At 64.7% G+C, this 9017-nt stretch carries 5 protein-coding genes; 3 read left to right on the top strand and 2 right to left on the bottom strand.

Annotated features, from left to right (window positions below; translation table 11 throughout):
- Positions 1–368 precede the first annotated feature (368 nt).
- The 3 genes from mgtA to AOBCEHNH_RS05085 all read left to right on the top strand — a co-directional run bounded on the left by mgtA (position 369) and on the right by AOBCEHNH_RS05085 (position 6576).
- A complete protein-coding gene (gene mgtA / locus AOBCEHNH_RS05075) occupies positions 369–3257 on the top strand; it encodes a magnesium-translocating P-type ATPase (RefSeq protein ID WP_152063392.1) in 2889 nt (962 codons plus the stop codon).
- A gap of 285 nt (positions 3258–3542) precedes the next feature.
- Positions 3543–4202: an HAD family hydrolase gene (locus AOBCEHNH_RS05080; RefSeq protein WP_152063393.1), complete on the top strand. Its 660-nt coding sequence runs from the start codon at positions 3543–3545 to the stop codon at positions 4200–4202.
- A gap of 145 nt (positions 4203–4347) precedes the next feature.
- Entirely contained in the window at positions 4348–6576 is a 2229-nt protein-coding gene (locus AOBCEHNH_RS05085) for a YgiQ family radical SAM protein (RefSeq protein WP_226803272.1), read from the top strand.
- Positions 6577–6597: 21 nt separating this feature from the next.
- Here the strand turns inward: AOBCEHNH_RS05085 and AOBCEHNH_RS05090 are convergent, their stop codons facing one another.
- Together AOBCEHNH_RS05090 and AOBCEHNH_RS05095 are read right to left on the bottom strand one after the other, a co-directional pair.
- Entirely contained in the window at positions 6598–7623 is a 1026-nt protein-coding gene (locus AOBCEHNH_RS05090; protein ID WP_226803274.1) for a CPBP family intramembrane glutamic endopeptidase, read from the bottom strand.
- Positions 7624–7794: 171 nt separating this feature from the next.
- The coding region (locus AOBCEHNH_RS05095; RefSeq protein WP_152063394.1) for an InlB B-repeat-containing protein at positions 7795–9017 on the bottom strand (1223 nt) is incomplete at its 5' end.

The raw sequence follows: 9017 nt of genomic DNA on the forward strand, positions 1-9017 counted from the left end.
TGTGGATTAGACTGAGATCGCGCTTGACAGCTCCAACGGGCGGTCTACACTAGCGTGCGAATCTCGAAGAAGGCCCCGGCCGCGACCGAAAAGGAGGTGCGTCATGGACCATCCTGCCAGTAGCTGTGCCCAGCAGGCTAGCAAACCCCGATTGCGCCATGACGGCGCCCGCGGACCGCTTTCACACCTTCTGACTGGACGATAAGTCCCCAGGCATAACGGACGCACGGACGCCATCCGCCATCGCGACGCAACTGAATCGATGTCCTCGCGGCGATCGCCGCGATCGACCCATGCCTGCATGGGCGCATCTCCCCCTATTCGACCACACACCCGGCAACGTCGGGGCAACGTCAAGGAGGTGCCTCATGACCTGGATGAAGCACATAGACCGTATCAAGACCACCGGAATCGGAACAGGCCTTCACATGGCCGGAAGCCGCGTGCGCGGCGGTATCCACCGCGTCATCGGCAGCGTGAGCTCGCATGTTCGCCACAACGTGAGCTCGGCTGCAGCGGCGAAGCGGACCTTGGGACTCGACCCCGAGATCGCGCACATCGGATGCCTGGATGCCGCTGAGGTCATGGACCTGCTCGGCACCGGCGAGCACGGCCTCACCGAGCAGCAGGCCCATCGCATCCGCTCGGTGCACGGTGCCAACATCATCGCCCCCGAGCATCACGACCCGCTCTCCGCCCGCCTCTCCCGTGCGTTCCTCACGCCGTTCACCCTCATCCTGCTCGCACTCGCCGCAATCTCGCTGTACACCAACGTCTACCTCGCCGCACCCGGAGAGGCCGACCCCTCCACCGCCATCATCATCGGCGTCATGGTCCTCATCTCCGGAGGCATCTCGTTTTGGCAGGACACCCGCGGAGCCGCCGCGGCTGACGCCCTGAAGGGCCTCGTCTCCATCACCTGCCGCTGCATGCGTGAGGACACCGGAGCTGCAGAGATCCCGCTGGCGGACGTGGTCCCCGGCGACCTGATCGAGCTCGCCGCGGGCGACATCATCCCCGCCGACCTGCGTATCGTCTCGGCCAAGAACCTGTTCCTCACCCAGGCCGCCCTCACCGGCGAATCCGACCCCGTCGAGAAGACCCCCGCCGCCATCGAGGACCCCGTCGGACGGGCACTGCTCATCGACGATTGCGAGAACTTCGCCTTCGCAGGCACCACCGTGCAGAGCGGTTCGGGCACGGGCGTCGTCGTGACCACCGGTGCGCGCACCTACCTGGGCGGCATCGCAAGCGCGCTCGACTCCCGCCCGACCGCCACGAGCTTCGACGCCGGCGTGGCGTCGGTCTCCCGCGTGCTCGTGGGGTTCATGCTCGTCATGTGCCCCATCGTGTTCGTTCTGTGCGGCCTCACCAAGGGCGATTGGCTCGACGCGCTGCTGTTCTCCATCTCCGTCGCCGTGGGCATCACACCGCAGATGCTTCCGGTCATCGTGACGACCTGCCTCGCGCGCGGCGCAGAGGCCATGCGCGCGAAGGACGTCGTGGTCAAGGAGATCTCCTCCATCCAGAACCTGGGCGCCATGGACGTCCTGTGCTGCGATAAGACCGGGACCCTCACGCGCGACAAGATCGTGCTCGAGCGCCATCTCGACGTGCTGGGCGCGCCCAGCGACCGCGTGCTCCGTCACGCATATCTCAACAGCGTCTTCCAGACCGGTCTGCGCAACCTCATGGACGAGGCCATCATCGAGCGCGCCGAGGCCCTTGCCGCCGGCGGCCGCAGCATGGACGCCCGAGCGGGCGAGGGCGGCGTGCGGACCTCCCCCGAGGCCGCAACGATCGCCGGTGCGCGCAACCATTGGCGCCTGGTGGACGAGATTCCCTTCGACTTCGACCGTCGCCGTATGAGCGTGGTGGTCGAAGACGCCGCCGGAAAGCACCAGCTCATCACCAAGGGAGCCGTCGAGGAGATGATCGACGTATGCAGCACGGTCGAGGTCGGGACCGAGGTCCTGCCGCTCACCGATGGACAGGCCGATCAGATTCTCGACCGCGTCCGCGGCCTCAACGAGCGCGGCATGCGCGTGGTCGGCGTGGCCCAGCGAAACGACGTGCCGGCTCGCGACCTCACCGCCGATGACGAACATGACATGACGCTCATCGGCTACCTCGCCTTCCTCGATCCGCCCAAGGCAAGCGCCAAGGCAGCCGTAAAGGAGCTCGGCGATTTGGGTGTGGCCGTGAAGGTGCTCACCGGCGACAACGCCGCCGTGGCCGCGACCGTCTGCGAGCAGGTCGGCATCGACGCCCGCAACATGCTCACCGGGGCCGACGTCGACCTGCTCAGCGACGACGAGCTCGCCGAACAGGTCGAGCGTATGGGGCTCTTCGCCAAGCTCTCCCCGCTGCAGAAGGCCCGCATCGTCGAAGTCCTGCGCACACACGGCAAGCACACCGTGGGCTTCATGGGCGACGGCATCAACGACGCAGCCGCCATGCGCGCCAGCGACTGCGGCATCTCCGTCGACACCGCCGTCGACGTCGCCAAGGAGAGCGCCGACATCATCTTGCTCAAGAAGGATCTCACCGTACTCGCCCACGGCATCGTCGAGGGGCGCCGCACCTACGGCAACACCATCAAGTACATCAAGACCACCGCGAGCTCCAACTTCGGCAATGTGCTCTCCGTGCTCGTCGCCGCCGCGTTCCTGCCGTTTTTGCCCATGAGCGCGCTGCAGCTGCTCCTGCTCGGCATGGCTTACACGGTAAGCTGCACCGCCCTGCCCTGGGACCGCGTCGACGAGTCGTTCCTCGCCCGCCCGCGCACCTGGGACGCACGCGGCATCGTGAGCTTCATGCTCAAAATCGGCCCCGTAAGCTCCATCTTCGACATCCTGACCTTTGCGGCGATGTTCTGGGTCGTGTGCCCGCTCGTGGTGGGCGCACCCTGGGACGCCCTCACCGATCCCGCTCAGCGCGCCCTATTCGCGCTCGTCTTCCAGACCGGCTGGTTCGTCGAGTCCATGTGGACGCAGACCCTCGTGATCCACCTGCTGCGCACCGAGCGCCTGCCCTTTGTGCAGAGCAAGCCCGCCGCGTCCCTCACCGCCCTCACGGTTCTGGGCGTGGGCCTGGTGACCGCCATGCCCTACGTTCCGGGCGTGAACGCGGCTCTCGACCTGGTGCCGCTGCCGGGTGCGTTCTTCGGAGTCCTCGCCGCGACGATGATCGGCTACCTGCTGCTCACGAGCATCGCCAAGGCACTCTACGTCCGCGTCCACGGCGAGCTGCTGTAGGAAGACCCCCTTGCGGAAACGCTCGGAAACCGCGTATCCCGCGGGGAGGGTGAGGTTTTTCGTATCGTTTTCTCATTCTTTGAAATACATCGCCGCTCATGACGGACAAAAGGACTGGTCAGAGCTATGCCCTTTCAAGGTGTACCTGGCTTTTCCAGATTTGAGTACGAAAAACCTCACCCTCCCCGCATCCCGCAGCCGCGGCCACCGCGTATTCGCGCCAAACGTGGACCGCACCCCGTCCTGATACCATGCTGCCAGACAATTTCCCGAAAGGACCCACATATGCAGGCAGTCATCTTCGACATGGACGGCACCCTTATCGACACGGAGCGTGTGAGCCAGGCCGCATGGCGGCGAGCCGCGCAGGATTTCCGCATCGAGATTCCCGAGCGTATCTTGCACGCGTTCGTGGGATGCAGCATCCCCAACGCCATGAAGATGATCGACGATGAATTCGGCGATCCCGCATTCACCGAGCGCCTCTTCAATCGCCGTCACGAGATCTTCGACGCAACCTGGGAAGACGAACTCGAACTCAAGCCCGGAGCCGCCGAGGCGGTCGCCGCGGTGCGCGAGCGGGGGCTCGCCGTGGCGCTCGCAACCTCGAGCGTGCGTGACCGAGCCATCACGAGCATGGAGCGCCTCGGTCTCATGGAGTTGTTCGACGCCGCCGTCTTCGACGAAGACATCGAGCATCACAAACCCGCCCCCGATGTTTACCTCGTCGCCGCCGACCACCTTGGCGTCGAACCCACACGGTGCGTCACCGTGGAGGACTCCTTCAACGGCGTGCGAGCAGGCGCCGCGGCCGGCATGCGCACGATCATGGTCCCCGACTACAACGAGCCCACGCCCGAGATACGCGCCCTGTGCGCAGAGGTACTGACCACCCTCCACGAACTCCCGGCGGCGCTCGATCGTCTCAAGACGCCCAACGTCTAGAACCGCGCTCGAGGCGAAAACGGCCGGCATCCTGCCCACACCGCGCGTGGTTCTGGTTTATAGATTGACGCATGCCGCACGACCGCGACCAATGGCGAGCATGGCGTATGCTTGGACGTGATCAACCACTATGAAAGCGAGCAGCATGCCCAAGCATCCGCCCAAGAATCACGCAGCCCCGAAGGGCCCCAAACCCAAGCACACCTCCACTCCCGCCCGCTGCCCGGGCACCAAGGGGCGCCCCGGCCGCGAGGCCTTCCTCCCCGTCTCGCGCGACGATATGGAGGCACGGGGCTGGGACCAGTGCGACTTCGTCTACATCTGCGGCGACGCCTATGTGGACCACCCGAGCTTCGGCATGGCGATCATCTCCCGCGTGCTCGAGCATGCGGGCTACCGCGTAGGCATCATCTGCCAGCCCGACTGGACCGATCCGGCGAGCATCGCCGCGCTCGGCGAACCGCGCCTGGGCTTTCTCATCTCGGCCGGCAACATGGACTCGATGGTGAACCACTACACCGTCAACAAGAAGCCGCGCCACGAGGACGCATACACCCCCGGCGGACGCGCGGGCGCACGTCCCAACCGCGCCGTCACGGTCTACGGCAACCTCATCCGCCGCACCTTCAAGGACAAGCCCATCATCATCGGCGGCATCGAGGCGAGCCTGCGCCGCCTCGCGCACTACGACTACTGGCAGGACAAGCTCAAGCGCTCCGTCTTGCTCGACTCCGGCGCCGACATCCTGCTCTACGGCATGGGCGAGCACTCGATCGTCGAGGTTGCGGACGCGCTCGACGGCGGACTGCCCGTGGACCAGATCACCTTCGTGAACGGCTCGGTCTACCGCACGAGCGGCGCGGGGGCGCTGGACAACGTCTTCGACTACGAACTGCTCCCCTCCTGGGACGAGCTCGAGCGTGACCGCCTCACTTACGCGCGCTCCTTCAACATCCAACAACAGAACATGGACCCCATCACGGGCGGACGCCTGGTGGAGCCCTATCCCAACGGCGTCTACGTGGTGCAGAACCCACCCTCGGCGCCCCTCACCGAACGTGAGATGGACGAAGTAGCCGAGCTGCCCTACGCGCGCCACTGGCACCCCGACTACGACGTGGCCGGAGGCATTCCGGCCTTCGACGAAATCCGCTTCTCCATCTCCAGCAACCGCGGGTGCTTTGGCGAGTGCTCCTTCTGCGCGCTCGCCTTCCATCAGGGCCGCATGGTGCAGGTGCGCAGCCGCGAGAGCATCATGCGCGAGGCGGAGGCGCTCACGCACGACCCCGAGTTCAAGGGCTATATCAACGATGTGGGCGGCCCCACGGCGAACTTCTTCAAGCCCGCGTGCAAAAAGCAGCTCACCCACGGCGTCTGCAAGAACCGCCGCTGCCTGTGGCCGAACGTCTGCCGCAACATGGACACGAACGAGGATGCCTACGCCGAGCTGCTGCGCGACCTGCGCCAGATCCCCGGCGTGAAGAAGGTCTTCGTGCGCAGCGGCATCCGCTTCGACTACACCATGGCCGATGCGAGCGACAAGTTCCTGGTCGAACTTCTACAGCACCACGTGAGCGGGCAGCTGCGTCTGGCGCCCGAGCACGTGAGCGACGCGGTGCTCTCGGTGATGGGCAAACCGCGCCGTGAGGTCTACGACGCGTTCGTCGAGCGCTTCGAGCGCCTCTCCGCGGAGTACGGCCTCAAGCAATACGTGGTGCCCTACCTCATCTCGAGCCATCCGGGTTCGACCATGAAAGAGGCCGTGGAGCTGGCGGAGGCCGTGCGCGACATGGGCTATATGCCCGAGCAGGTGCAGGACTTCTATCCCACGCCCTCGACCATGAGCACCTGCATGTTCTACACGGGCGTGGACCCGCGCACCATGGAGCCGGTCTACATCCCGCGCGATCCGCACGAGAAGGCCATGCAGCGCGCGCTCATCCAGTACCGCAAGCCCGAGAACTACAAGCTGGTGAAGGAGGCGCTGCGCAAAGCCGGGCGCGAGGACCTCATCGGCTACGGTTCCAAGTGCCTCATCCGTCCCGTGCCGCCCAAGCCGGGCGCAGGCGGCGGAAAGAAGCAGGTCGGATCAGGAGCGGGCAAGCCCGCCAACGGCACGTCCAAAAGAGCGACGAGCAGGCACGAGGACGGCAAAGCCGCCACGCAGCCCCAAAATCGCGCCGAGCGCCGCGCCGCGGCACGCTCCGGAAAGAAGGGCGCAACTATGCCAAGCGGACGGACGGGCGCCAAGCAGAACGGGCGCCCCAACCCCGGCAAGCCAGGCGGACGCGCCACCGGAAAGAGCGCCGCGGGAACGAACCCGCACGCCCGAAACCGCGCCGCACAGGGACGCCAAGGCGCGAACCGGCATTAACGGCGCGGCGACACGGGGGCGCTAACCAAGATATCCGTCGGGCGGAGTCGGGCGGTCCCCGACCTCGCCCTCCACGGGCAAAATGCCCTGTACCGCCGCCACATCCTGTGGCCTCTCAATGGAATCCAGCACATCGGACGAACTCCAGAGCCGGCCGAACCCCCTTATTCCCAATGCGAACATCACGGCGGCGAACACGATGACGAGCCCCGTCGGCACGGCGCTCAGCAAGGGGTACAGGGGCTCGACCAAATACGACGAGGCGTTCATCGCGAAGTGCAGGATGATCGGGTAGCGAAGCTTGCCCGTGCGCCAAAACACCCAGCCCAGGACGGCCCCGAGCACGAAGGCGTAGCCCCCCTGGATGAGATTCATGTGCAGCACGCCGAACGCGAGCGCCTGCAGCGTGTTGGCGATCCAAAACGCCCGTGCTGAGACGGCACGGTAACGTGCGCCGTCGGTCACATTCCAGCCGGGGCTCATCGCCCGCATGGCGTACTCGAACATGACGCCGCGGCATACGATCTCCTCGTTGATGGGCGCGAGCACCGCGATCGACAGCGCAGAGACGATGGCGAAGACCCCGACACTCGTATCCTCCATGAACTCGGAGTACTCTGCCATGGCCTCAGGGAACAGCAATTCGACGATCTCCAGAATGCCACCCACGAAAAACTGCGCCGAGACACCTATCACCAGTAGCAAGGCGAGCGATTTGGCAAACGAGACGTCATTGGTCGCAACCGCTTCGCGCCGGGCGACGAACGAGGCGGGACGCATGCACCGCCACCATGGCAGAAACACGGCGATAACAACAAGCTGGGCCGCGACGCCGAGCATCAGGATGGCGTTATCGAGCGCGGCGCCTTCCATGAACGATTCGGAATCTCCCGAGGCCAACGCGGCGATAACGCCGATCACGGTTCCGCCAAAACCCGCCACCACGACCTGGATAAACATGTAAATAGCAAAGACGAACGCTAAAGCAAGCATCCATTTCAGAAAAGAGTATGCATAAGATTTCAGCCCCATATCGCAATGCCCCATTTTTCCCACAGCTTGATATAGCCAATAGCGGCCCCAAAAGACTGACCAAATTTGATTATCACAAAAGATAGGTAGACCGCTTCCATTCCTGCAATTGCTTCCCGTCTATAAAAAAATGGGAGCCACAAAAGTGGCTCCCACTCATGCCCATAGGGCAGACGTCGGCACGAACTAGTGCTTACGACGCTTGGAGGAGAAGTAACCGGCAGCGGAAAGAACGGCACCGGAAGCAGCAGCGAAGCCCATGGCGACCATGGAAGCATCACCAGTCTGGGGCAAACCGGCATTCTTATCGCTGGGAGTGACAGGCTTCTGCTCGTCCTTAGGCGCCTCAGCAGTCTTCGACCACTTAGCATAAAGAACCATATCGCCATTCACAGGAGCAGAGAAGTCATAGGCCTCTTTAAGGGCCTTATCAACAAACCAGCCCTCGAACTTAAAGCCTTCGCACGCGGGATCAGTCGGAGCAGCAACAGTCTTGCCCTCTTCAACCTCGACAACAGCGTCCTCGGTCCAGGTGAGACCGTCCCAGAAGGTAACCTTGAAAACCTTGGCCTGCGGGGCGTCCTTCTTGACGTAGGACGCGTAGACGTGCCAGTCGCCGGTCACGACGTCATCGGCCTTGACGGGGGTGTGGGCGTCGTCGCCGTAGGTCCAGCCGGCGAACTCGTAGCCGTCCTTCTCGGGGGCGATGCCCTCGGAGAACAGGCCGAAGGCCTGGTCGGACTTGTACTCGACGGTCTGGAGGAAGGTGCCGTCCTCGGCGTGGAAGGTCACGGCATGGGAGGCGACGGGGGCGTCCTTCTTGACGTAGGACGCGTAGACGTGCCAGTCGCCGGTCACGACGTCATCGGCCTTGACGGGGGTGTGGGCGTCGTCGCCGTAGGTCCAGCCGGCGAACTCGTAGCCGTCCTTCTCGGGGGCGATGCCCTCGGAGAACAGGCCGAAGGCCTGGTCGGACTTGTACTCGACGGTCTGGAGGAAGGTGCCGTCCTCGGCGTGGAAGGTCACGGCATGGGAGGCGACGGGGGCGTCCTTCTTGACGTAGGACGCGTAGACGTGCCAGTCGCCGGTCACGACGTCATCGGCCTTGACGGGGGTGTGGGCGTCGTCGCCGTAGGTCCAGCCGGCGAACTCGTAGCCGTCCTTCTCGGGGGCGATGCCCTCGGAGAACAGGCCGAAGGCCTGGTCGGACTTGTACTCGACGGTCTGGAGGAAGGTGCCGTCCTCGGCGTGGAAGGTCACGGCATGGGAGGCGACATCAACTGCGGCGTCGGCGAAGACGGCCTCGACGTTCGCGGACTCGCCCTCGACCTTGTAGTCGCCGGGGATGAGGTTCTTGTCGGAGTCGCCGGTCCACTTCCAGCCGGCGAGGACCTTGCCCGCGGGCAGCT

It is taken from the genome of Collinsella intestinalis, from assembly GCF_902501455.1.
Taxonomy (GTDB): domain Bacteria; phylum Actinomycetota; class Coriobacteriia; order Coriobacteriales; family Coriobacteriaceae; genus Collinsella; species Collinsella intestinalis.